Source organism: Frateuria soli (genome assembly GCF_021117385.1).
Taxonomy (GTDB): Bacteria; Pseudomonadota; Gammaproteobacteria; order Xanthomonadales; family Rhodanobacteraceae; genus Frateuria_A; species Frateuria_A soli.
In genome coordinates, this window is the sequence record NZ_CP088252.1 from 137,109 (window position 1) to 157,586 (window position 20,478).

The 20,478-nt window shown below is 71.2% G+C and carries 17 protein-coding genes; 12 read left to right on the forward strand and 5 right to left on the reverse strand.

The features are described from left to right. Positions 1 to 117: 117 nt before the first annotated feature. Positions 118 to 312 carry a hypothetical protein gene (locus LQ771_RS00585; protein ID WP_231350474.1) on the forward strand — a complete coding sequence of 65 codons (195 nt, stop codon included), beginning with the start codon at positions 118 to 120 and terminating at the stop codon, positions 310 to 312. 85 nt (positions 313 to 397) lie between these two features. On the opposite strand, the gene LQ771_RS00590 is transcribed toward LQ771_RS00585, so the two are convergent. The 3 genes from LQ771_RS00590 to LQ771_RS00600 are packed head-to-tail and all read right to left on the reverse strand — an operon-like array spanning position 398 to position 2,190. Next, on the reverse strand, positions 398 to 805 hold the full coding sequence (locus LQ771_RS00590) for a hypothetical protein (RefSeq protein ID WP_231350475.1): 408 nt from the start codon (positions 803 to 805) through the stop codon (positions 398 to 400). Beyond that, a complete protein-coding gene (locus LQ771_RS00595; RefSeq protein ID WP_231350476.1) occupies positions 806 to 1,276 on the reverse strand; it encodes an Mpo1 family 2-hydroxy fatty acid dioxygenase in 471 nt (156 codons plus the stop codon). A gap of 17 nt (positions 1,277 to 1,293) precedes the next feature. Further along, positions 1,294 to 2,190 carry a phosphoribosylaminoimidazolesuccinocarboxamide synthase gene (locus LQ771_RS00600; RefSeq protein ID WP_231350477.1) on the reverse strand — a complete coding sequence of 299 codons (897 nt, stop codon included), beginning with the start codon at positions 2,188 to 2,190 and terminating at the stop codon, positions 1,294 to 1,296. A 140-nt stretch (positions 2,191 to 2,330) separates the two neighbouring features. On the opposite strand from LQ771_RS00600, the gene LQ771_RS00605 reads away from it, so the two are divergent. From LQ771_RS00605 to LQ771_RS00630, 6 genes are all read left to right on the forward strand, one after another. Continuing rightward, positions 2,331 to 2,642, forward strand: coding sequence for a c-type cytochrome (locus LQ771_RS00605; RefSeq protein WP_231350478.1), 312 nt, complete (start codon positions 2,331 to 2,333; stop codon positions 2,640 to 2,642). Next, positions 2,639 to 3,439, forward strand: coding sequence for a co-chaperone DjlA (gene djlA, locus LQ771_RS00610; RefSeq protein ID WP_231350479.1), 801 nt, complete (start codon positions 2,639 to 2,641; stop codon positions 3,437 to 3,439). Before LQ771_RS00605 ends, djlA begins: the two co-directional genes overlap by 4 nt. A 139-nt stretch (positions 3,440 to 3,578) precedes the next feature. Continuing rightward, the gene (gene rpe, locus LQ771_RS00615) at positions 3,579 to 4,247 is read left to right on the forward strand and encodes a ribulose-phosphate 3-epimerase (RefSeq protein ID WP_231350480.1); all 669 of its coding nucleotides are present in this window, start codon (positions 3,579 to 3,581) and stop codon (positions 4,245 to 4,247) included. 739 nt (positions 4,248 to 4,986) lie between these two features. Then, complete coding sequence (pdsR, locus tag LQ771_RS00620; protein WP_231350481.1) at positions 4,987 to 5,676, forward strand: proteobacterial dedicated sortase system response regulator; 690 nt, start codon at positions 4,987 to 4,989, stop codon at positions 5,674 to 5,676. Then, a complete protein-coding gene (locus LQ771_RS00625; protein WP_338030347.1) occupies positions 5,673 to 6,230 on the forward strand; it encodes a hypothetical protein in 558 nt (185 codons plus the stop codon). The genes pdsR and LQ771_RS00625 overlap by 4 nt, the downstream gene beginning before the upstream one ends. Positions 6,231 to 6,258: 28 nt before the next feature. Then, complete coding sequence (locus LQ771_RS00630; protein ID WP_231350483.1) at positions 6,259 to 8,283, forward strand: ATP-binding protein; 2,025 nt, start codon at positions 6,259 to 6,261, stop codon at positions 8,281 to 8,283. A 15-nt stretch (positions 8,284 to 8,298) separates the two neighbouring features. On the opposite strand, the gene LQ771_RS00635 is transcribed toward LQ771_RS00630, so the two are convergent. Together LQ771_RS00635 and LQ771_RS00640 are read right to left on the reverse strand one after the other, a co-directional pair. Then, a complete protein-coding gene (locus tag LQ771_RS00635) occupies positions 8,299 to 8,826 on the reverse strand; it encodes a pilin (RefSeq protein WP_231350484.1) in 528 nt (175 codons plus the stop codon). A gap of 36 nt (positions 8,827 to 8,862) precedes the next feature. Next, positions 8,863 to 9,246: a DUF4234 domain-containing protein gene (locus LQ771_RS00640; protein ID WP_231350485.1), complete on the reverse strand. Its 384-nt coding sequence runs from the start codon at positions 9,244 to 9,246 to the stop codon at positions 8,863 to 8,865. Between the two features lie 74 nt (positions 9,247 to 9,320). On the opposite strand from LQ771_RS00640, the gene trpE reads away from it, so the two are divergent. From trpE to recD, 5 genes are read left to right on the forward strand one after another with little or no spacing between them, the layout of a single operon-like run. Further along, positions 9,321 to 10,841: an anthranilate synthase component I gene (gene trpE, locus LQ771_RS00645; RefSeq protein WP_425491292.1), complete on the forward strand. Its 1,521-nt coding sequence runs from the start codon at positions 9,321 to 9,323 to the stop codon at positions 10,839 to 10,841. After that, positions 10,838 to 11,497 (forward strand): GntR family transcriptional regulator, encoded by a 660-nt coding sequence (locus tag LQ771_RS00650; protein ID WP_231350487.1) that lies wholly within the window; start codon positions 10,838 to 10,840, stop codon positions 11,495 to 11,497. The genes trpE and LQ771_RS00650 overlap by 4 nt, the downstream gene beginning before the upstream one ends. A 47-nt stretch (positions 11,498 to 11,544) precedes the next feature. Beyond that, positions 11,545 to 15,009, forward strand: coding sequence for an exodeoxyribonuclease V subunit gamma (recC, locus tag LQ771_RS00655; RefSeq protein ID WP_231350488.1), 3,465 nt, complete (start codon positions 11,545 to 11,547; stop codon positions 15,007 to 15,009). Then, positions 15,006 to 18,542, forward strand: a complete 3,537-nt coding sequence (locus LQ771_RS00660) for a UvrD-helicase domain-containing protein (protein WP_231350489.1) — start codon at positions 15,006 to 15,008, stop codon at positions 18,540 to 18,542. Before recC ends, LQ771_RS00660 begins: the two co-directional genes overlap by 4 nt. Further along, complete coding sequence (recD, locus tag LQ771_RS00665; protein WP_231350490.1) at positions 18,539 to 20,365, forward strand: exodeoxyribonuclease V subunit alpha; 1,827 nt, start codon at positions 18,539 to 18,541, stop codon at positions 20,363 to 20,365. Before LQ771_RS00660 ends, recD begins: the two co-directional genes overlap by 4 nt. Positions 20,366 to 20,478 lie beyond the last annotated feature (113 nt).

Here is a 20,478-nt window from a genome sequence, read left to right on the forward strand (position 1 = left end):
CACCGCGCCCGCCGATACTCAAGCAGGCCGAAGCGGGCTCGACGGATGTCGGGCGGCCGCGCGGCCGGGGCCAGCGGCTCCGTTATTGGCCACCGGTCTGCAAGGGAGGAACCCGGCATGAATGCGGTCTCAGCAATCAGTCCCAGCAACGAACCCAAGTGGGGCCGGCTGTCGGCCCCGGTGGATCCAGGAGACACCTGGCTCTGCATGCGCGCGCAGTCGATCCTGTCCGGTGGCGACATGGGGCAATGCCCGCCGCTGGACCTCAGGCAGGCCCGCGACGTGCTGGCCTGGTACAAACCGCCGCACTGAGTCGCCGCCGGGCATCCGGGCGACCGCCGCAGGGCGGCCTCCCATCGGTCCTTTCGTGCGATCGGTGGGAGCCCGCCCTGCGCGGCTATGCCAGGCTGGTGGCGATCCCGAACGCCACCGCGGTCACCGCCGCCATTGCCATGCACGCGCTGGTGGGGCGGATGCGGCGGGCGTCCACGCGCGGGGTGAGGCGCCACAGCAGCAGGGCGCCGACGAACATGTCGGCAACCAACGCCAGGCGCAACGGCAGCGAGGCGAGCAACGGCCCGTAAGGCGGCCGGACATGCCCCTCGTGCGCGGCGACCAGTCCGACCAGCAGCAGCCCCAGCATGCCCCACAGCAGGCAGGCGAAATACACGCGGTTGAAGACCACGTTGGTGCGTTCGCTCCAGCGCAGCACCGGCCAGGCGACGAGGCTGGCGAACAGGGCGACGATCGAGCCATACAGCACCCACCAGAGCAGGGTGCTGAGCAGGGTAAGCAGGGTCTGCATCTAGTCGTGGGCCTTCAAGCCGATCCGGCGCAGGAATTTCTCCATCAGCCAGGCCGGGCCGACCAGCAGGTAGGAGACATCGGTGAGGAAACTGGGCCGGTGGCCCTCGAACTTGTGGCCGACGAACTGGCCGATCCACGCCAGCACGAACACCGCGAGCGCCACCCAGCGCAGGCGCACCGGCCCGAGCAGCTCGAACAGCCATGCGGTGAACAGCGCCAGCACGATGAAGGCGACCAGCAGCGCGCCACCGAGCCGGTGCGAGTGCTTCCAGTACCAGGCGAACGCCGCCACCATCGCGAACACCGCCCAGGCGCCGGGCTTGAGCCACGCGGCGGGCACCGGCACGGTCCAAAGCAGCGCGACCACGGTCCACACGATCGGCGGCACGCAGATCCAGTGGATCACCTGGTTGACCGGGTTGCGGTGGTCGGCGCTGTAGCCGTCGAGCCAGCTTTGCATGCTGCGCATGGCGTCACCCTCGCCGATCAGTCGAGCCGGATGCCGGCCAGCCGTTCCAGCGCCTCGGCGTACTTGGCGCGGGTGCGCTCGATGACCTCGGCCGGTACGTGCGGACCGGGCGCCTTCTTGTTCCAGTCGAGCGTCTCCAGGTAGTCGCGCACGAACTGCTTGTCGTAGCTGGGCGGACTGATCCCGGTGCGGTACTCGTCGGCCGGCCAGAAGCGCGAGGAGTCCGGCGTGAGCATCTCGTCCATCACGTACAGCTTGCCGTCGGCGTCGGTGCCGAACTCGAACTTGGTGTCGGCGATGATGATGCCGCGCTCGGCTGCGTAGTCGGCGGCCCAGCGGTAGATCGCGAGCGTGGCGTCGCGCACTTTCCCGGCCAGCTCGCGGCCGATGGCGTTCACCACGGCATCGAAGCTCACGTTCTCGTCGTGGTCGCCCACCGCGGCCTTGGTCGAGGGGGTGAAGATCGGTTCGGGCAGCTGCTGCGCCTGCTTCAGCCCCGGCGGCAGCGCGATGCCGCAGATCTTGCCGGTGGCCTGGTAGTCCTTCCAGCCTGAGCCGATGATGTAGCCGCGCGCGATCGCCTCGACCGGTACCGGCTTCAGGCGCCGCGTCACCACGGCGCGACCGGCGTAGAGCGAAAGGTCCGTGCCCTCGGGCAGCACCTCGGCCAGCGGCACCTGCAGCAGGTGGTTGGGGATGATGTGCGCGGTCTTGTCGAACCAGAAGTTGGAGATCTGCGTGAGCATCTCGCCCTTGCCGGGGATGGGATCGGGCAGCACCACGTCGAAGGCGGACAGGCGGTCGGTGGCGACGATCAGCAGGCGGTCGCCGGACAGCGCATAGACGTCGCGCACCTTGCCGCGGTGGATCAGGTCCAGGCCGGGCAGGTTGGATTGCAGCAGGGTGGTGGGCACGGGGCGATCCGCCGTCTCAAGGTGGGAGCGGCCTATTCTAGCGAGTCGCCGTATCGCGGGCTTCCGGCTGCGCGGGCCTGGCAGCGCAGCGCTGCTAGAATCGCGCTTTCCGGGAATCCATCTCGCCCCACGTCTTGCCGATGCGACTCGTCCTGCTCGCGGCGCTCCTGGCCGCCGCCCTGCCAGCCTTTGCCGCCGGTTCCAACCGTCCGGCCCGCCTGGGCCTGTGCGCGGCCTGCCACGGCGAGACCGGCATCGCGCAGATGCCCGGCGCGCCCAACCTGGCCGGGCAGCGGCTGGACTACCTGCGCAACGCGCTGGCGCAGTACCGCGACGGCCGCCGCGACGTGGCGGTCATGCGCGCCGCGATCGGCCCGGTCAGCGCCGCCGAACTGGATGCGCTGGCGCGCTGGTACAGCGCACAGGCGCCGGCTGTGCAGGCGCAGCCATGAACCTCTCCACCACCCTGATCCTGGCGTTCGTCGGCCTGATCCTCGGCCACGGCCTGCCCGGCGCCATCGTCGGCGCCATCATCGGCTTCGTGATCGACAGCCTGCGCCAGAGCCAGCGTTACCGGGCGGCGCCGCAGATGGACGGCCTGTATGGCCCGCTGTTCGCGCTGCTCGGCGCGGTCGCCAAGTCGGACGGGCGCGTGTCCGAGGCCGAGATCGCGGTGGCCGAGCGGATGATGACCCGCATGGGCCTGATCGACGAGCAGCGTCGCCAGGCCATCGCCAGCTTCAACCGCGGCAAGCAGCCGGAGTTCGACGTGACTCCCGCGATCGACGGCCTGCGCCAGTGGGTGGGCATGCGTCGCGACCACGCTTTCCCGGTGCTGGACGTGGTGATCGAGACAGTGCTGGCCGAAGGCAATCCGCCGCCGGAAAAGATGGCGATCCTGCGCCAGCTCGCGTTCGCCCTGCGCATCAGCGACATGGAGCTGATGGCGCTCATGGCGATGAAGGGATATGCCTGGAACGCCGCCGCGGGCGATCGCCGCCGCGGCTCCGGCGGGGGTTACGTACCACCGCATCGCAACACCAACGGCCCGGATCCGTACACCGTGCTCGGCATCGCGCGCGGGGCCGACGAACGCGCCATCAAGCGCGCCTACCGCAAGCTGATCTCCGAGCATCACCCCGACCGCCTGGGCGATCTGCCCGAGGACATGCGCAAGCGCGCCGAGGCACGGGCGAGCGAGATCAACGCGGCGTACGAGCGGATCAAGGCCGAGAAAGGTTTCAAGTAGCGGGATTCGGGATTGGGGATCCGGGATTCGGTTGGCGCCTGCCCCGCGCCTCGATACCGCTACTCTTGCCCGAATCCCGAATCCCGAATCCCGAATCCCGAATCCCGAATCCCGAATCCCGAATCCCGAATCCCGCCCCATGAGCAAACAGACCCCCGTCATCGCCCCCTCCATCCTCTCCGCCGACTTCGCCCGCCTGGGCGAGGACACCGCCAGGGTGCTGGCCGCCGGCGGCGACTGGGTGCACTTCGACGTGATGGACAACCACTACGTGCCCAACCTCACCATGGGCCCGATGGTGCTGAAGGCCCTGCGCGACTACGGCATCAGCGCGCCCGTCGACGTGCACCTGATGGTCAAGCCGGTCGACCGCATCGCGCCGGACTTCGCCAAGGCGGGCGCCAGCCTGATCAGCTTCCATCCGGAAGCCAGCGAGCATGTCGACCGCACGATCGGCCTGATCCACGATGCCGGTTGCCAGGCCGGCCTGGTGTTCAATCCCGCCACGCCGCTCAACTGGCTCGACCATGTCCTGGACAAGCTCGACCTGGTGCTGATCATGTCGGTCAATCCGGGCTTCGGCGGGCAGAAGTTCATCCCCGGGGCGCTCGCCAAGTTGCGCGAGGTGCGCCGGCGCATCGACGAGAGCGGCCGCGCGATCCGGCTGGAGATCGATGGTGGCGTCAGCGCGGCCAACATCGGCGAAATCGCCGCGGCGGGCGCCGATACCTTCGTGGCGGGCTCGGCCATTTTCGGCGCGCCGGACTACGCCCAGGTCATCGGAGCGATGCGCCAGGCGATCGGCTGAACCCAAAGAAAAATCCCGGTGCAGACCCTGCACCGGGATAAGAGCGTCGTCGGAATGGGACGCGTTGAGGAGTCCACCAGAGCGGGCGCCCGGACGCCACCGCCGGAAGGCGGCGGCGTATCCACGGCAATGGACGACGCCCGCCGACAGATGGGACAGGGGTTCGGGGGTTTGGTTCCCTGCCTCGAAAGGCCGAGTTCGCTTGGCGTCTGGAGCAGGGCGCACTCGCCCCCCTTGGAAAGGCAGGGGGCAAAAAAATCCCCTCGCAAGGAGGGGAAAGGAACGGTCTGGCTAACGGAGGGGTGTTGCAGGGTCCCGCGATGCGTCAGAGCGGTCGCCAGTCCGGATCCGGCTCCTGGCCCGCACCCGCCGCGCTTCCCTGCACGGCGGGTGCCTCGACGCCTTCCACGGCAAACGGGTCGACATAATCGGCATTCATGGCGCTATCTCCTCAGTGGATGCCCATCACCAGCCCCAGCAGCAGGGCGCCCAGTGCCAGCACCACGCGCAGGGGTTCGAAGTGGCGCAGTTCGGCGTTCGGGTCGGGCTTGCCGGCGGTGTGGCTCATGGCATCTCTCCTGTGACCGGTCCATGGAACCGCCCGGCAAGGCGCACGCGGCGGCGCGGCCCGGGCGAAGCGCGGGCCGGATCGGGCAAAACGCGGGCGGGCGCGCCGCGCGCCTTGCGTCACGGCGATGCGCATAGCACGCTGCGCGCCACCACAGGGAGACTGATCGCCATGGGCCGCAGCATCGCCATCGTCGAGGACGAACCGCTCATCCGCGCCAACTACGTCGAGGCGCTCACCCGTTTCGGCTACGACACGCGCGGCTACGGCTCCCGGCAGGAGGCGTCCATCGCTTTCGCGATGAAGCTGCCGGAGCTGGTGATCATCGACATCGGGCTGGGCGACGAGCCTGAAGGCGGCTTCGACCTGTGCCGCGAGTTGCGCGCGAAATCGGCCACCCTGCCGATCATCTTCCTCACCGCGCGCGACTCGGATTTCGACGTGATCTCCGGCCTGCGCCTGGGCGCCGACGACTACCTGTCCAAGGACACCAGCCTGCATCAGCTCGCCGCGCGCATCGCGGCGCTGTTCCGGCGCATCGAGTCGCTGAAGGTGCCCGCTTCCAGCGAAACGGTGATCGCGCACGGACCGCTCAAGCTCGAGTCCGAGCGCATGCGCATCACCTGGAACGATGTCGAGATCCCGCTCACCGTCACCGAGTTCTGGATGGTGCACACGCTGGTGCGCTTCCCCGGCCACGTGAAGAACCGCGACCAGCTGATGCGCGAGGCCGAGCTGGTGGTGGACGACGCCACCATCACTTCCCACATCAAACGCATCCGCAAGAAGTTCGTCGCGGTGGCGCCGGACTTCGACGCGATCGAGACCGTGCACGGCGTGGGTTACCGGTGGAAGCCGTGAGGCGCCTGCTCGGCATCCTGCTGCTGGCGTTTGCCGGCACCGCCGTGGCCGGCGGCCCGCCGGGCGAGGCGATCGCGACAGGCAAGCCCGACGGCGGGATTCCCGGCTGGACCCTCCGCGCACCCACGCCCGCGGGCTGGACCGCCGATTGCTGCACCTACGCCCGCGCGATCGGTGTCAACGCGGTGATCTACCAGGGCGAATGGACCGGCGAGCCCTACCGCGTGATGGTGCTCAACGTGTGGCCGCGCAAGCTCGCCAGCCTGGATGCCGAGCTCGATGCCGACCGCAAGCGCTATCTGCGGCGCGACCCGGCCGCCCGGGTCGGGCGCTTTCCCGTGCGCCACCACGGCATGCCGTGCGAGGCGCTGGTGTTCCAGGGCAGCGACCAGGTCGACGATGCGGTGGTGTTCTGCGACCCGGGCAAGCGCTCCGGCATCCGCCTGAGCTGGTCGATGAGCTTCAAGGACGCCGATCCGCAGCGCGCCGCGCTGCTCGATGCCTTCATGCGCGTGGTGGTCGGCACCCGCTACCGGGCCGGGATGTCGCGCTAGCCCGCGGCATCGGTCTAGGCTCATCGCGATGAACCTGCGCCGCAAACTGCTGCTGGTCGCCCTGTGCACGCTGGCCCTGCCGGTAGCCGGCTGGCTGTACGTCAGGCAGATGGAAACCCTTCTGCGCGAGGGCCAGGCACAGGCGCTCACCGCTTCGGCGCGCGCGGTGGCGCGCAGCCTGGTGGCCACCGGCGCCGCGCTGCCGCAGCAGGCACAAGGCTGGTATGTCGAGCAGGCCAGCACGCCCATCACGATCGATGGCTATGGCGATGACTGGGCACCGCTCACGCCCTGGAGCCAGTCGCTCGGGGCGCGCGGCAGCGTGCTGCTCGCGGAGGACGCGGACGGGCTGTATCTCTACGTGCAGCAGCGCGGCACCCGGCGGGTCCGCGCCGACGCGGACGATCCCGGCGCGCTGCGCGCCGATCACCTGGTCCTCGAGCTGGCGCGCGGCGACACGCGCCTGCGCTACCTGCTGGCCAGTGCCGCGCCGGGCACCTTCATGGCACTGTTGCTCGATCCGCCGGTCGCCGACTGGCCCGACCGCCTGGTCGGCCAGTGGCAGGAGGACGGCGGCGGCTGGCGCCTCGAGCTGCGCCTTCCGCGCCCGCTGATCGTGGACCGGCTTGGCCTGGGCCTGTACGACGCCTCGGCGGGCGGCGACCCGCTGGCGGTCGAGTCGCGCCCGCTGTGGCACTACTCGCCGACACTGGCGCAGGAACTGGCCCGGCTGGCACCGGAGGACACCCGTGCCCGCGTGCTGGCGCCGACCGGCTGGCTGCTGGCGCAGAGCGGGCGCCTGCAGGCAGGAGGTCCGCAGCCGGGCTGGTTCGCCGCACTGGTCTACCGCGCGCTGCTGGCCAATCCGGTCGAAGAGGCCGCGCCCTGGGCGCAGGACGCCCCGCGCCTGGAGCTGCCGGAGATCGCCCGCGCCCGCGCGGGTGAACCGGCCGCCGTCTGGCGCGATGGCGAAACCCGCGCCAGCGTCGTGCTGGCCACGGCGGTACCGATCGGTGCCCCCGGCCAGGTGCGCGGCGTGCTGCTGCTCGAGCAGGCCAGCACCACCGTGCCGCTGCTGGCCAACCGCGCACTGCTCACGCTGCTGCTGACCAGTTTCGGCGTGCTGCTGGTGGCCGGCGGGATCCTGCTTCTGTTCGCCACCCGCCTGAGCCTGCGCCTGGGCCGCCTGCGCGATGCGGCCGAGCGCGCGCAACTGGCCGATGGACGTCTGGACGGCCTTTTTGCCCAGGGGCGATTTCCGCTCACCGCCGCCCCGGACGAGATCGGCGACCTGGCCCGCAGCTTCGAGCGCCTGTTCGAGGCGGTCGGCGGCTACACCGACTACCTGCGCACGCTGGCCTCCAAGCTCTCGCACGAACTCAATACGCCGCTGGCCATCGTCAAGAGTTCGCTGGACAACCTGGAACATGCGCTGGAAGCCCATGCGCCGTTGCCGCCCGATGCACGGCCCTATCTGGAGCGCGCCCGCGACGGCGTGGCCCGCCTGGGCACGCTGGTGCGCGCGATGAGCGAGGCCAGCCGGATGGAGCGCGCGATCGCTGCCGCCGAAGCCGAGGACGTGGACCTGCGCGAAGTCGTGCGCGGCTGCGCCGAGGCCTATCGCCCGCTGATCGGTGCGCGCACGCTGGCCTGTGAACTGCCGCAAGCCCCGCTGCCGATGCACTGCGCCCCGGAACTGATTGCCCAGGCGCTGGACAAGCTGCTCGACAACGCGCTCTCGTTCACCCCGGCCGACGGCTGGCTGCGCCTGGCGCTCCGCGCCTGCGATGACGGCGCCGAGATCACCCTCGCCAACCAGGGCCCGCCGCTGCCGGCCGCCATGCAGGCGCGCCTGTTCGATTCGCTGGTCAGCCTGCGCGACAAGGCCACGCCGGGCGACGCGCCTCACCTCGGGCTCGGGCTTTACGTGGTGCGCCTGGTCGCCGAACGCCACGGCGGCCACGCCAGCGCACGCAACCTGGAGGACGGCAGCGGGGTGGCCTTCACCCTGCGCCTGCGCAACATGCCGCGCCAGCGCCTGGGTGGCGGCTGACGGGCAGGCTCGCCGTCAGCGGCAATCGGCCGGCAGGTAGCGCGGCTCGATGTCCGGGCTCTCGCAGGTCCAGCTGATCACGCCGTCGCGGCCTTCGGCGATCAGTGCCAGTTGCCTGCCGCGCAGGGGAGCCGGTGCGTTACCGCCAAAGGTGGCCACCAGCGCCGCGCCTTCCTCGATGGCCTGGACCTCGACGCCCGCCAGGTTGGCGCTGGCGTAAGCGCCGGCCTCCTTGAGTCCTGCCTCGGCATTGTCCTGCGGCCAGGCGCGGTTGCGGCCGATCGCATCGAGCACCTGCTGCCTGAGCGGTTCGGTCTGCGCCAGCGCGCTCGTCACCTGCGCACGCATCACGCAGGACTGGTAGGCCGGCAGCGCCAGGGCGGCGACGATGAAGGCGAAAGGCACGGCCATGACGAGCCAGAAAATGGCCTTGGGCGGATTCGGTCGGGTCTGGCCGGTCTGCTGCCAACGGGCCAGCCGGGTCAGCTGCCCCTGCAGATACAACGTATTGAAGAAGAGCAGCGTGATGCCGCCGATCCGCATGGGAACCCGGTAACCGGCCATCACCCGGCGGACCGATCAGGCCATCGCGAAGTAGGCGCCCAGGTAAAACAACGCGTAGGCCGCTTTCAGCAGCCAGCCGAGCCGCTCCAGGGTGGTTGCCGGTGCGGCCTCGTCGGCCGGCGCGCCGGCCGCGGCCAGCAGGTAGCCGACGAAGTAGCAGGCGAGCGCCGCGCCCATCATGGCGATGGCGCGGCTGTCCGGATCGATCCTGCGCACCCAGTTGGCCTGGATGAACGACCAGACGATGCCGAAGATGCCCAGGGTGACGACGCTGAGCAGGAATACCCGGCCCCAGTGCAGCGAGGGCGGCGTCTGCAGGGTGGCGCGATCGGCCGCCTCCCTGTGCCAGCGGCCTGCATCCCGGTCCATGAGGCCGGGCATCGTATCGGCACGTTCCATCGTGTTCCCCTTGTCCCTTGGCGCAGATCAAGCGCGCGCCTCGCGCCGCCGCAAGCGATGATGCCCGGCGGCGTATGGACTGCTATCGTGATGGGCCGCCATCAACGATTCCCGAACCCGTGATCTCCCGAGACCAATTCGACGCGCTGGCCGCCCAGGGCCACACGCGCATTCCGCTGGTGCGCGAGGTGTTCTCCGACCTCGACACGCCGCTGTCGGTGTACCTGAAACTCGCCGATGGCCCGTACACCTTCCTGTTCGAATCGGTCGAGGGCGGCGCCACCTGGGGGCGCTATTCGATCATCGGCCTGCCGGCGAAGCGGGTGTACCGCCTGCGCGGTCACGAGCTGGAAGTGGAGGAAGCCGGCGAAGTCGTCGAGCGCCGCCACCTGGACGATCCGCTGGGCGAGATCGAGACGCTGCGCGCGCAGTACTCGGTGCCGCGCCTGCCCGAGCTGCCCGCGTTCACCGGCGGCCTGGTCGGCTACTTCGGTTTCGAGACGATCGGTTACATCGAGCCGCGCCTGGCGCAGTGGGACCGCCCCGACGAGCTGGGCACGCCCGACGTGCTGCTGATGCTGGCCGAAGAGGTGGCCGTCTTCGACAACCTCAAGGGACGCCTTTACCTGATCGTGCACGCCGACCCGGCGCAGCCGCAGGCCTACGCCCAGGCGCAACGCCGCCTCGACGCGCTGGTCTACCGCCTCCGCCAGGGCGGCGCGGCTTATCCGCAGCTGACCCAGTCCACCGCGGTGGACGAGGGCGACTTCAAGTCCTCCTTCACCCGGGCCGGATTCGAGGCGATGGTCGAAAAGGCCAAGGAATACATCCGTGCCGGCGACATCTTCCAGGTGGTGCCCTCGCAGCGCCTCAGCGTGGGCTTCAATGCGCGACCGGTGGACGTGTACCGGGCGCTGCGCGCGCTCAACCCCTCGCCCTACATGTATTTCGTCGATCTCGGAAAGACGCAGATCGTCGGCTCCTCGCCGGAGATCCTGGCGCGCCTGAAGGACGGCAAGGTCCTGGTGCGGCCGCTGGCCGGCACGCGCAAGCGCGGCGCCACGGAAGAGGAAGACCGCGCGCTGGAAGCCGAACTGCTGGCCGACCCGAAGGAGCGCGCCGAGCACGTGATGCTGATCGACCTCGGGCGCAACGACATCGGCCGCATCAGCGAGACCGGCACGGTCCAGGTCAGCGAGTCGTTCGTGATCGAACGCTATTCGCACGTCATGCACATCGTCTCGCAGGTGCAGGGCAACGCCAGGCCGGGACTGTCCTACATGGACGTGCTCAAGGCGACTTTCCCGGCCGGTACGCTCTCGGGCGCCCCGAAGATCCGTGCGCTGGAGATCATCCAGGAGCTCGAACCGTACAAGCGCAACATCTACGCCGGCGCGATCGGCTGGATCGGCTGGTGGGGCGACGCGGACACGGCGATCGCCATCCGCACCGCGGTGATCCAGGATGGTCGCCTGCACGTGCAGGCCGGCGCCGGCATCGTGTACGACTCCGACCCGGCGGCCGAGTGGGACGAGACGATGAACAAGGGGCGTGCCCTGTTCCGCGCGGTGGCCCAGGCAGCGAAGGGGCTGTGAGGCGCCTCGCGCTCGCACTGGCCGCCTGCGGCGCCACCGCGGTGGCCGCCGCGCCGTCCTGGCCGGATACCCCGCTTGCCCGCGTCGAAGCGCTGGCGTTGTTGCAGACGCTCAACGCCGACCTGCTCAGCCAGCCCAGCGCCACGCTGACCCTGGAACGCTGGTGCGGCGCGCACCGCCTGGCCGCTTCACCCAGGGTGCTTGCGCTGCGCGATCGCGACGCGCACAAGCCGCTCCCGGACGATCTGCGCCGGGCACTGGGCATCGGCCCGCAGACGCCGGTGCGTTACCGCCGCGTGCGGCTTGCCTGTGGTGGGCGCGTGTTGTCCGAGGCCGACAACTGGTATCTGCCCGGGCGCCTCACCGCGGCGATGAATCGCCAGCTCGATGGCAGCGACACGCCGTTCGGCAAGGTCGTGCGCCCACTGCGCTTCAGCCGCCACACGCTCTCCGCGCGGCTGTTGTGGTCGCCGCTTCCCGACGGTTGGGAAATGCGCGGCGTGCCGGCCGCCGGTCCGCAGCCGCTCGCCCTGCCGCACCAGCTCCTGCAACACCGGGCCGTGCTGGCAGATGCCCGGGGCCGGCCGTTCAGTGCGCTGGTGGAGACCTACACCGCACAGGTACTGGCGTTCCCGCCACCGGGGGCCCGCCCGTAGCCGCGGCGTCGCGGGAACTGCGACGGCGCCCCGCTATCATCGCGGGCATGGCTGCCTTCTCCTCCGACGACCTGACCCGCGGACTGTCCGTGATCCGCGCCAGCCGGCTGGAGGCACTGCTGGACCCGCTGGTGGCGCTGCTCGACGCGGCGCCGCCGGCCAGCGTGCTGGCGCCGCAGACGGTGATCGCCGCCCACCCGGGCATGCGCCACTGGCTGGCCGGGGCGCTGGCGGGCAAGCGCGGCAGCGGCGGCATCGTCGCCAACCTGCGCATCACCTTGCCGAGCACCTGGCTGGACGAACTGGCGCTCGGCGTGCTGGGCAGTACCGCGGTGGCGCTTGCGCCCTATCGCCGCGACCGGCTGCGCTGGCGCATCCATGAACTGCTGCCGGGGATCGACGATGCCCAGGTGCGCGCCTATCTCGGTAGCGGCGATGCGGCCCGGCGCCGCTACCAGCTGGCCGACCGGCTGGCGCGCCTCTTCACCCAGTACCTGACCTACCGGCCCGACTGGCTGCAGGCGTGGGAGCGCGGCCGCGACGACGTGCCCGAAGCCACCTTCATGGCGTCGTTGTGGCGCAAGCTGCATGCGGCCATCGGCACGCCACACCGCGGCGAACGGGTCGAGGCGCTGGTGCGCGAACTGGCGCGCCATCCCGAGAACCACGCCACGGTCGAACCGCTGCACATCTTCGGCATAAGCCACCTCGCGCCCGCGGAACTGGCCCTGCTGCGCGCGGTGGCTCGCGTGCGCCCGGTCGTGCTCTACGTGCCCGACCCCTGCCGCGAATACTGGGCCGGTCTGCGCGGCGAGCGCGCGCAGTTGCGCGAGCTGGCGCGCCGCATCGGTTTCAGCGAGGACTCCGAGCAGTTCTTCCAGCAGCTGGGCCACCCGCTGCTGGCCGGCTGGGGACGCATGGGCCAGCACTTCATGCTGAACCTGCAGGAGGTCGACGAGGCCATCCGCATGGACGTGCGCCACTGGCGGGACGAACGGCCGGGGCACGCCGGAAGCCTGCTGCAGCGACTGCAGGAAAGCCTGCGCCAGCTCGATCCCGCGCGCGTCGAGCCGCTTGCGAACGGCTACGCCGCGGCCATGGCGGATCGCTCCCTGCGCGTGCACCTGTGCCACACGCGCCTGCGCGAGCTGGAAGTGCTGCGCGACGTGTTGCTGCACGAGCTCGCCGAACGGCCGGAACTCAAGCCTTCCGACATCGTCGTGATGGCGCCGGACATCCAGGCCTACGTGCCGCTGCTGCCGGTGGTGTTCGGCGAGCCCGGCCGCGTGCACGGCCCGCTGCCCTACCACCTGGCCGACGTGGCGGTGGCGCGCACGCATCCGCTGCTTGCGGCGTTCAGCCGTCTGCTCGATATCCCCGATGCCCGCCTGGGCGCGCCCGAGCTGCTCGACCTGCTCGAAGTGCCCGAGATCGCCCGCGCGCTGGGCCTGGCCGAGGACGACCGCGAAACGCTGACCCGCTGGCTGCGCCAGAGCCGTGTCGCCTGGGCGCTGGATGGCGAGCACCGCGCGCGCTTCGGCGTGCCCGCGATCGAAGAGACCACCTTCGCCTGGGGCGTGGACCGGCTGCTCGCCGGCTACGCGATGGGCAGCGACGCGGCGGGGCAGGGCGAAGCCTGGAATCTGCCCGACGGCGAGCTGTGGCCGGTCGAGGGCGTGCATGGTCCGCAGGCGCAGGTGCTCGGCGCGCTCGATCGCCTGCTGCTGGAACTGGCCGCGCTGCAGCGCGATGCGCTGCAGCCGCGCAGCGCATCGGCCTGGGCGGCGCGGCTGGAACAGTCGCTCGACGCGCTGTTCCGCATCGACGCGCGCGACAGTCAGGCGGTCGAGGCGCTGTCGCTGTTGCGCCGCTTCATCCATGCCACCGCGGCGGAAACCGCCGACTGCGGTCTCGATCCGATGCTCGATTTCGCGGTGGTCCGCGACGTGCTGCGCGAGCGGCTGGCCGCCGCGCCCGAGCGCCAGCGTTTCCTGCTCGGCGGCGTCACCTTCTGCGGCATGGTTCCGCAGCGCGCGATCCCGTTCGAGGTGGTCGCCGTGCTGGGGCTCAATGACGGCGAATTCCCGCGCAACCCGAACGACGCGGGCCTCGACCTGATGGCACGCCACCGCCGCCTGGGCGACCGCGACGTGCGCAGCGACGACCGCTACCTGTTCCTGGAAACGGTGATGGCCGCACGCGAGGTACTGCACTTTTCCTACCTCGCCGAAGGCGTGCGCGACGGCAAGCCGCGCAACCCGGCCGCCCCGCTGGCCGAGCTGATGCAGTTCCTCGACGAGCAGGCCGGCCTGCGCACGCTCGAGGCCGACATCGACGAGCAACCGCTGCCGCCGGGCGCGGAGCGCGAGTTCCGCCGGCCGTGGCGCGTGCGCCATCCGCTGCAGCCGTTCGACGCACGCTACTTCGACGGCAGCGATCCACGGCTGTGCTGCCACGACGAGGGCTTCGCCGCGATGCGCGCGAACGGCGAGGCGCCGCGGCCGTTCCTGGACGGCGCGCCGGCGCAGGAGGCCGAGCCCGATGCCGCAGCCATCCCGCTGCGCGAAGTGCAGGCCTGGTTCCGCGATCCCTCGCGCCAGGTGCTGGCCGGCCAGTTGCACGTGCGGCTGGATGCGCTGGAGGACGATCGCCTGCAGGGACGCGAGGCGCTGCAGGCGAGCGTATCGGCGCTGGAACGTGTGCCGCAGCGGCTGTTCTTCGAGGCGGTCGCCAGCGGCCGCTTCGAACTGCCCGAACAGGCGCCGGCCTGGCTTCGCCTGGGCGGCCTGCTGCCGCCCGGGCGCGTCGGCCTGGATGCCTGGTCGACCGAACGCGCCAAGGTGCAGACCCTGCTCGCGCACGCAGCCGACCATCCGCTGTTCGCCGGTGCGCTGCCGCACCGCAAGCCGGTGCCATTGCTGGCGCCGGTGGCGGGCCTGGCGCTCGAAGGGACGCTCGAACGCGTGTGGAGTACCGGCGACGCGCGCTGGCAGCTGGAGGTCTATCCGGGCAAGACCGAGGACAAGCTCGGCTTCCGCGAGCGGGTACCGTTCTTCCTCGAGTGGGCGCTGCTGCGTCTGGCCACCGAGGCACCCACGCCCGTGCGGGCCTGCCTGCTCACCGAGGGTGCGGAACGCGCCTGGGAGGCCATGTTCAACGATTGGGACGACAGCTACCTGGCCGCGGACGCCGGCGGGGCACAGGCCATGCGCGAGGATCTGGCCGCGCGCGTGGCGGCGCTGCTCGACCTGTGGCGCCAGGCGCAACGCTATCCGATGCCGTACTTCCCACGGACCAGCTGGGCCGCCCTGGACGAGCGGCCGGAGAAGGCGCAGCAGACCTGGGCCGGCAGCTTCGGCCATCCGGGCGAGCGCGACTACGCGCCCGGCTACGCCTGGCTGCTCGCGGGCGAAACGGACTTCTCGCCGGACCAGCCGGCATTCGCCGATCTGCAGGCGTTCGCCGCCCGGCTGCTGCGCCTGATCAACCTGAACGTGGCGGTGGCCGCATGAGCGCCACCGTCGCCTGCGACTGGACCGCGCTGGATCTGGCCAGTCCCGGCCGCACCCTGATCGAGGCCAGCGCCGGCACAGGCAAGACCTGGACGATCTCGGTGCTGTACCTGCGCCTGCTGCTGGAACAGGGGCTTTCGCCCGCGCAGGTCGTGGTCACCACCTTCACTGATGCCGCCGCGCAGGAGCTGCGCGAGCGCCTGCGCAGCCGGCTGGTCTGGGCCGAGGACCAGGCGCTCGCCTGGCCGGACGGAATGCCGGCCGACCCATCCGCCGACCTGGCCTGGCTGCACGCGCGCTGGCATGCCGAGCCGACACAGGTGGGGCGGGATCGCCTGCGCCTGCGCCTGGCATTGGCCGAGCTCGACCGTGCGCCGGTCACCACGCTGCACGGCCTGTGCAGGCGCATCCTCGACGACTTCCCTTTCGAGAGCGGGGCGAACCTGCAGGCGGGCGAGCTGGTGTCGTCCGAAGCGCTGCTGGATGAATGGTCCGAGGACCTCTGGCGCCAGTTGCAGCAGGGCGCCGCACCGCCACCACCGAGCGCTCCGGCCTCGCTCACCGAACTTCGCCGGCTGCTCCGGGCCTACCTGACGCCGGGCGTGGCACTGTGGGCGCCGGACGAGGACGAGCTCGCGCGGCTGTTGCCCGTCGAACATGCCGCTGCGCTGGACGCGTTCGCCGACCGCAGCGATGTCTTCCAGCCGCGCAAGTCGGCCCTGCGCAACGCGCTGCGCGCCCTCGCCGGCTGGCTGCGCGACCGCAGCCAGGAGCTGAAGGAGTCCACGCTCAAGAACCTCGCCGCGGCCCCATGGGACGACCAGCTGCAGCCGCACGTGCGCGACAACCCCGACCACGTCCGTCTGCTGCGCTTCGTCAGCGACGCCTGCCGCGCGCTCGGCTACGCCCTGCACGCCGGCCACGTTCGCGCGTGGCAGGGCTGGCTGGCCCAGGTCGATAGCTGGCGCGCCGAACGCCTGGCAGCCCGCGGCCAGCTCACTTTCGACGAGCTGATCGCGCGGGTCGGCGGCGCACTGGCGCGGCCTGGCCGGCGGCTGGCCGAGCGCCTGTTTGCGCAATGGCCGGTCGCGCTGGTGGACGAGTTCCAGGACACCGACGCGCTGCAATACGCCATCCTCGATGCGATCTACCGCGATCACGACGGCGCCGCGCGCGGCCGGCTGGTGATGATCGGCGATCCCAAACAGGCCATCTACCGCTTCCGCGGCGGCGACATCCAGGCCTACCTTGCCGCGGCAGCCACGGCCGACCAGGTGCTGCGGCTGGACGTGAACCAGCGTTCCGCCAGCGGCCTGGTCGAGGCGACCAACCAGTTCTACGCGCTGGTCGGAAAGGAGCTGGGGCGCGCACCCGCGACTCGGATCCGCTATGAGCCGGTACGTGCCGCCGGCCGGCGCGACCGCGCTCCGCTGACCGTCGAAGGCAAACCGATCGCGCGGCCGTTGCAACTGCACTTCAACCCCGACGCGCCCGGGAGCGCGCCGGGGCGCCGCCACGCCGCGCTGGAAGCCTGCGCCGCGCAGATCGCCGCCATGCTGGGCGACGGCCGCCACTTCATCGGTGATGCGCCGCTGGCACCGGGCGACATCGCCGTGCTGCTGCCTGGCAACGCCGACATCACCGCGCTGCGCACGCTGCTGCAGCGCTACCGCGTGCCCTGTGTCGGTGCCGGCCGCAGCAGTGTGTTCGGGCTGCCGGTGGCGCGCGAACTGCACGTGCTGCTGCATGCCGTCGAACACGCCAGCGACGAGGGCGCGGTGCGCGCCGCACTGGCCACGCGGCTGTATGGCCTGGACTACGCCACGCTCAAGGCGTTGCGCGACGAGCCCGATGCGTGGCTCGTGTACGAACAGCAGTTCGCCGCCTGGCGCACGCGCTGGCAGCGCGAGGGCGTGCTCGCCGTGGTGCGCGCGCTGATCGAGCGCGCCGCGCCGCGGTTGCTCGCCGGCGACGATGGCGAGCGTGCGCTCACCGACCTGCGGCACCTGGGCGAGCTCCTTCAGGCGCAGGCCGATGCCACGCCCGGGCCCGCGCAACTGCTCGACTGGCTGGGCCGCCAGCGCGATGGCGAGGACGCCGGCGGCGACGCGGCCGAGGAGCGCCAGCTGCGCATCGAGTCGGATGCGCGCCGGGTGCGCCTGATGACCCTGCACGCCAGCAAGGGGCTGGAGTTCCCGGTGGTGTTCCTGCCCCTGATGTGGAACCACTGCCGCAACGACAGGGACACCGACGTGGTCATCCACGAGCCGCTGTGCGGCCGGCGCGTGGTCGGCTTCGGCAGGGCGGCCCGCGCGCAGTACGACGTCGAGGGCCAGGACGAGCGCTTCCGCGTGCTGTACGTCGCGCTGACCCGTGCGATCCACGCCTGCCATGTCTACGCACTGCCGCCCGACCGACTGGCCAGGGCCAACGCGAAGGAGTCGCAGAGGGATCCCGAGCGTTCGCCGCTGGATGCCTCGGTCGAGCGCCTGCTGCAGCGGCGGGCGGCCGGCGAGGACCTTGCCGCGGTCGCACCGCGGCTCGCCTGGGCGACCGCCGGCTGGCCATGGCAGGCCACGCCACTGCCCCAGGCGCAGGGCGATGTACCCACGCGCCGGGCCCGCCCGCTGCCACCGGCCCGACCGATGGCCCAGGTCTACAGCTTCTCCAACCTGACCCGCGGCGCGCATGCCGGCGCACTGGAAGACCAGGCTGCCAGCGACGAGTCCGTAGCCGTGCCCGCGGACGACGCGCTTGCGACGCCTGCGCCGCGTTCGGCGCCGCACCCGGAACTGCTCGCGCTGGCCGGCGTGCGTGGCGCGGACATCGGCAATGCCATGCACGCGATGTTCGAGTTGCGCGCCATCGGTACGCCGTTGGAATCGCAGAAGGACCTCATCGACCGCTGCCTGCGCGAGTTCGGCGTACGGCTGGAGGATGCCGGGCGCGAGGCCTTCATTGCGCGGCTGGCGCGCCGGCTGCAGGCCAATCTCGACACGCCGCTGCTGCCGGGCCTGCGCCTGGGCACGCTGCCGGCGCACCGCCAGCTGGCCGAAATGGAATTCCACTACGTACTGGACGATGCCTCGATGGCCGCCTTGCGCGACGCCTGCACGGCGCTGGGCGAACCGGCGCTGGTGCCTTTCGCCGGCAGCGGCCATCTGCGCGGGCGCATGACCGGCAAGATCGACCTGATCCTCGAGCACGACGGCCGCTACCGGGTGCTCGATTACAAGAGCAACTTCCTGGGCGAGCACGTGGAGGACTACCTGCCCGGCGCACTGGCGGTGGCCATGGACGCGCACCACTACCGTTTCCAGGCGCTGCTCTACACCGTGGCGCTCGACCGCATGCTGCGCCAGCGCCTGCCCGGCTACTCGCGCGAGCGGCACCTGGGCGAGGCGATCTACCTGTTCGTGCGCGCGGTGGGCCTGGCTCCCGACGCGGGCGTGTGGCGGCACCGCTTCGACGATGCGCTGATCGAGGCGGTCGACAACGCGCTGGCCGGTCGCGAGCTGGAGATCGTCGCATGAGCGCCTACCGCTTCCAGCGCAACCCCGCGGAACTGGCCGACACGCCATGGCGCCCGCTCGATCGCGCGCTGCTGCGCTGGACCCTGGCGCACGGTGGCTCGCCGCTGGTCGCGCGCCTGGCCGCCTGGACCAGCTTCGCCGACGGCGAGGGCGACACGGCGCTGCCGCTGGCTGGCGAGCAGGCCGGGCGCCACGGTGCGCCGGTGCTCTCGCCCGACGAACTGGCGGCCGTGCGCAGTGACCCGCTGGTGAGCGACGGCAGCGCGCCCGCGCCGTTCGTGCTCGACGCGCACGACCGCTTCTATCTGTGGCGCAACCACGCCGACGAGGTCGCGGTAGCGCAGCAACTGCGCGCGCGCCGCGAGGCGGGCAGCAGCGCCATGGCCGCGGACGAGGGCACGGTGGACGAGCTGTTCGGTGGCGTGCGCAGCAAGTCGGTTGCGCGCCAGCGCCAGGCGGTGGCGCAGGTCGGCGGACGGCGGCTGTTCGTGCTCACCGGCGGGCCGGGCACCGGCAAGACCACCACCGTGCTGCGCATGCTGCTGATGCTGCAACACCTGGGTCCGGACCGGGTGCCGACCATCCAGGTCGGCGCACCCACCGGCAAGGCGGCGCAGCGGCTGGTGCAATCGCTGCGGCAAGGCAAGCAGGCGCTGCAGGCGTCGCTGCCCGACGCGTGGCGGCCGCGGCTGGAGCGCATCCCCGACAGCGAGGCGCTCACCCTGCACCGCATGCTCGCCTACGATCCGCGTCGCAACCGGTTCGGCCGCAATGCCGCGCACCCGCTGGCGGCCGACATCGTGGTGGTCGACGAGGCCTCGATGATCGACCTGGCGCTGCTGCGCGCGCTGCTCGAAGCGGTGCGTCCGGAGGCGACGCTGGTACTGGTGGGCGATGCCGACCAGCTCACCTCGGTGGCGGCCGGCTCGGTACTGATGGACGTGGTGGCGGTGATGGAAGCGGAGGGCGCGTCCGACATCGTCCGACTGGAACACAGCTTCCGCGCGCAGCAGCAGCTGGTGGCGGTCAATCGCGCCGTGCGCGCCGGTGATGCGGCCGCGCTGCGCGAGGCCGTGGCGCACGCGGGGGAGCATGCGCGGTGGATGCAGGTCGACGACGCGACCCAACTGCGCCACGAGCTGCTCGGCTGGATCGGGGAGCTGGGGCGCCTGCCGATCCGCCCCGTCCTTCCTCCCCACCTCGCCGGGCTGGAGGAAGTCGGCGCCGAGCGCGGCACCCTCGCGCTGCAGGCGCTGCACGCCCTGGCGCGGCGCCAGCTGCTGTGCGCACTGCGCGAGGAAGGCTTCGGCGCGCTGGCGCTCAACGACTGGATCGAGCAGCGCCTCAAGCAGGCCTGGGGGGTGCCGGAGGATCGCGCGTGGTATCCGGGCCGCGCCGTGTTGATCACGCGCAACGACTACGCCACGCGGCTGTACAACGGCGACGTCGGCCTCTGCCTGGCCGATGCCGGCGGTGCACTGCGGGTGTGGTTCGAGACCACCACCGCCGATGGCCAGCCGAGCGCGCGCAGCTTCGCCCCCGGCACGCTGCCGGCGCACGAGGGGGCCTTCGCGATCACCATCCACAAGAGCCAGGGCTCCGAGTACGAGGAGGTGGCCGTGCTGCTGCCGCCGGATCCGCAGAGCCGGATCCTGTCGCGGCAGTTGCTCTACACCGGGCTGTCGCGGGCGCGGAAGACCGTGTTGTTGTGGTCGTCCGGGGCCGCGCTGGATACGTCGCTGACGCGCCCGGTCCGACGCGCTGGCGGGTTGGCCGATCGGCTCGCGTCCCCCGGGGAACCGCAACAGCTCACGCTTCTGTAGGAGCCTGCCCACTGGGGATGGTTCTTCTCCGATGCCGTTGCAACGGCATCGCCCACAAGTGGGCTCCTACGACGTGCGGGCGCAAGCGGCCTTGCGACCGTCAGTGCCGTCCG

Coding starts and splice junctions, on each gene's coding strand:
- LQ771_RS00585 (WP_231350474.1), top strand. CDS start 118: ATGAATGCGGTCTCAGCAATCAGTCCCAGCAACGAACCCAAGTGGGGC.
- LQ771_RS00590 (WP_231350475.1), bottom strand. CDS start 805: ATGCAGACCCTGCTTACCCTGCTCAGCACCCTGCTCTGGTGGGTGCTG.
- LQ771_RS00595 (WP_231350476.1), bottom strand. CDS start 1,276: ATGCGCAGCATGCAAAGCTGGCTCGACGGCTACAGCGCCGACCACCGC.
- LQ771_RS00605 (WP_231350478.1), top strand. CDS start 2,331: ATGCGACTCGTCCTGCTCGCGGCGCTCCTGGCCGCCGCCCTGCCAGCC.
- djlA (WP_231350479.1), top strand. CDS start 2,639: ATGAACCTCTCCACCACCCTGATCCTGGCGTTCGTCGGCCTGATCCTC.
- rpe (WP_231350480.1), top strand. CDS start 3,579: ATGAGCAAACAGACCCCCGTCATCGCCCCCTCCATCCTCTCCGCCGAC.
- pdsR (WP_231350481.1), top strand. CDS start 4,987: ATGGGCCGCAGCATCGCCATCGTCGAGGACGAACCGCTCATCCGCGCC.
- LQ771_RS00630 (WP_231350483.1), top strand. CDS start 6,259: ATGAACCTGCGCCGCAAACTGCTGCTGGTCGCCCTGTGCACGCTGGCC.
- LQ771_RS00635 (WP_231350484.1), bottom strand. CDS start 8,826: ATGCGGATCGGCGGCATCACGCTGCTCTTCTTCAATACGTTGTATCTG.
- LQ771_RS00640 (WP_231350485.1), bottom strand. CDS start 9,246: ATGGAACGTGCCGATACGATGCCCGGCCTCATGGACCGGGATGCAGGC.
- trpE (WP_425491292.1), top strand. CDS start 9,321: ATGGACTGCTATCGTGATGGGCCGCCATCAACGATTCCCGAACCCGTG.
- recC (WP_231350488.1), top strand. CDS start 11,545: ATGGCTGCCTTCTCCTCCGACGACCTGACCCGCGGACTGTCCGTGATC.
- LQ771_RS00660 (WP_231350489.1), top strand. CDS start 15,006: ATGAGCGCCACCGTCGCCTGCGACTGGACCGCGCTGGATCTGGCCAGT.
- recD (WP_231350490.1), top strand. CDS start 18,539: ATGAGCGCCTACCGCTTCCAGCGCAACCCCGCGGAACTGGCCGACACG.